The sequence below is a fragment of the Mesorhizobium sp. M7A.F.Ca.US.005.03.2.1 genome (genome assembly GCF_003997795.1).
Classification (GTDB): domain Bacteria; phylum Pseudomonadota; class Alphaproteobacteria; order Rhizobiales; family Rhizobiaceae; genus Mesorhizobium; species Mesorhizobium ciceri.
Genome location: NZ_RZRP01000889.1, coordinates 1 through 2514, shown reverse-complemented (window position 1 = coordinate 2514; position 2514 = coordinate 1). Strand labels below are relative to the sequence as shown.

Below are 2514 nucleotides of genomic sequence, written 5' to 3'. Positions count from 1 at the left end.
GATTGACGGCACTGCGGCCAGATTGTTGATGTTGACCTCGATAAGATCGGTGAAACGGTTCTTCTTGGCGAATTCCTCCAGATAGATGGAGGCGGCGACGCCTATCGGCAGCGCGAGCAGCAGCACGATCACCATCATATAAAACGAGCCGATGATCGCCACGCCCATGCCCGAGGTTTCCGGGCGGCTGGAGGCGCCGTAGGTGAACAGGCCGCTGTTGAAGTGCTCGGCCATCGCGCCCTCGGCCTTGAGCTTGTTCATCCAGGTGATCTGCTGGTCCGAGACCTTGCGTCGCGCTTCCTCGACACTGAGGTCGATCTGGCCCTTGAAAGCGGAGTCGAGATTGGCGGCGGCGAGGATGTTGACGTCGCGTGTCGTGCCGATCACCGAGGGATCGGCGGCAACGATGTCGCGCAACTGGACGCGGGCGCCTTCCGAAAGGAAGCCCTTGAGCTTCTGGATCATCGGCTTGTCATCAGGAGAGATGCCGAGCTTGGCCACCAGCGCGTTTTCGGCGAGCTTGGGATAATTCGCCTTGATCAGAACGCTCGGATCGGTTGCGCGCTTGCCGGAAGGATCGATCACCTTCTCGTCGAACGTGATCGGCAGTGACACCGTCGTCTGCCAGAAGGCGGTGTAGCCTTTCGAGACGATGGTGATCAGCATGATTGCCAGGAACGCCAGGCCTACGGAAATCGCCACGACGCCATAGATGCGGAAACGTCGTTCGGCGGCGTAACGGGCCTTCAGGCCGATGTCGCGGCGCGGATGGGCCGCCGGCCTGACCATCGTATCCATGGGAATGTCGGTCATTCGTACTGCTCCCGATATTTGCGCACGATGTAGAGCGCGACGATGTTCATCACCAGCGTCAGCGTGAACAGCGTCAGGCCGAGCGCGAAGGCGACCAGCGTCTGCGGCGAATTGAACTCGAGGTCGCCGGTGAGCTGGTTGACGATCTTGACGGTGATGGTCGTCATCGCCTCGAACGGGTTGATGGTGAGGTTGGCGGCGACGCCCGCCGCCAGCACGACAATCATCGTTTCGCCGATGGCGCGCGAGGCAGTCAGCAGGATGGCGCCGACGATGCCGGGCAGTGCAGCCGGCAGGATCACCCGCTTGATCGTCTCCGAGCGGGTCGCGCCGAGGCCGAGCGACCCGTCACGCATGGCGCGCGGCACCGCGGTTATGATGTCGTCTGAGAGAGAGGAGACGACCGGGATCAGCATGACGCCCATGACCAGGCCGGCGGTGAAGATGCTCTGGCCCTGGATGAACGGCGAGCCGCCGGTCAGCGCCGCGGACAGGTCGCGCAGGAACGGCCCAAGCGTGACGACGGCGAAGATGCCGTAGACGATGGTCGGTATGCCGGCCAGCAGTTCAAGCGCCGGCTTGACCACCGAGCGCACCCTGGGCGTTGCGTATTCGGCCATGTAGACAGCCGACATCAGCCCGACCGGCACCGCCACCAGCAGCGCGACGGCGGCGATATAGAGCGTGCCGGCAAGAAGCGGGATCAGGCCGAACTGGCCCTGGCTGCCGCCCGAACCGGCAGCGGCAAAACGCGGATCCCAGACCGTGCCGAAGAAGAAACTCATCGGCGAGACGCTCTCGAAGAAGGTGATCGTCTGGAACAGCATCGAAAGCACGATGCCGACGGTGGTCAGGATGGCGATGGTGGAGGCGGCAAGCAGCCCCCACAGCATCAACCGCTCGACATTGTTGCGCGCCCTGGCGCGCGGCTCGATCTGCCTGAGCGCATAGAAGGCACCGGCGATCGAGGAAGCGAGAATGACAATGGCACCGAACAGGCCGAGCCGGTCCTGGACCTTGTTCGCCTCGACGGCGATCGGGATCATGTAATCCTGTGTGTCGCTCGCCAGTGCCACGCCCTTGGCGGCGAGCAGCGGCTGCAACTCGGCAAAGCTGGCAGGCATTGCGGCCAGTGTGCCAGCATCGAGTTTGCGCAGGCCCCTGGCGAGGCTCTTTACCAGGCTGACATCCAGTGCCTCGCTGGCAACCTTGCTGTCGACGGTACGCTCGGGCAAGGCAGCGTGGATGTGCCGGTCAAGATAGACCGAAGAACCGACGGCCCAGACGGCAAGCAGCAAAAGAGCAGGCAGGACGGCGAGCAGGAAGGCCCACCAGCCGTGATAGTGGGCACGCGAATGCGGCTTGACCTTGCCATTGTCCTGGGCCGCGGCACGCTGCCGGCCGATGAAAAAGGCAACCAGGCCGACGGCAACGACGATGGCCAGTACGAGCAAGGACGACATGGACCCACCCCAAGGGAAATTCTGACGCAGCCGCCATTGCGGCCTGCGGTGAAACCGGGGCGCGGATTTGACCCGCACCCCGGTTCGGCAGCTTGATTACATCGACTTTCCGGCGGCGAAAGCGTCACGCTGGGCCTGACGCTCGGCATCCGGAGCAGCAACGAGGCCGTATTCGGCGAGCGGGCTTTCCGGGCCAACCATCTGGTCGTCGAGGAAGAACTCGACATATTCCTTGAGG

Annotated in this window: 2 protein-coding genes and 1 pseudogene; all 3 read right to left on the bottom strand. The window is 63.4% G+C overall.

Annotated features, from left to right (window positions below; genetic code table 11):
• Nucleotides 1-813: DUF3333 domain-containing protein (locus tag EN991_RS32030; RefSeq protein ID WP_127370250.1), on the bottom strand; the 813-nt coding region annotated here is incomplete at its 3' end.
• On the bottom strand, nucleotides 810-2276 hold the full coding sequence (pstC, locus tag EN991_RS32025; RefSeq protein ID WP_063169148.1) for a phosphate ABC transporter permease subunit PstC: 1467 nt from the start codon (nucleotides 2274-2276) through the stop codon (nucleotides 810-812). The genes EN991_RS32030 and pstC, both read right to left, overlap by 4 nt.
• Before the next feature lie 96 nt (nucleotides 2277-2372).
• A pseudogene (locus tag EN991_RS32020) lies at nucleotides 2373-2514 on the bottom strand (phosphonate ABC transporter substrate-binding protein); the annotation flags it as partial.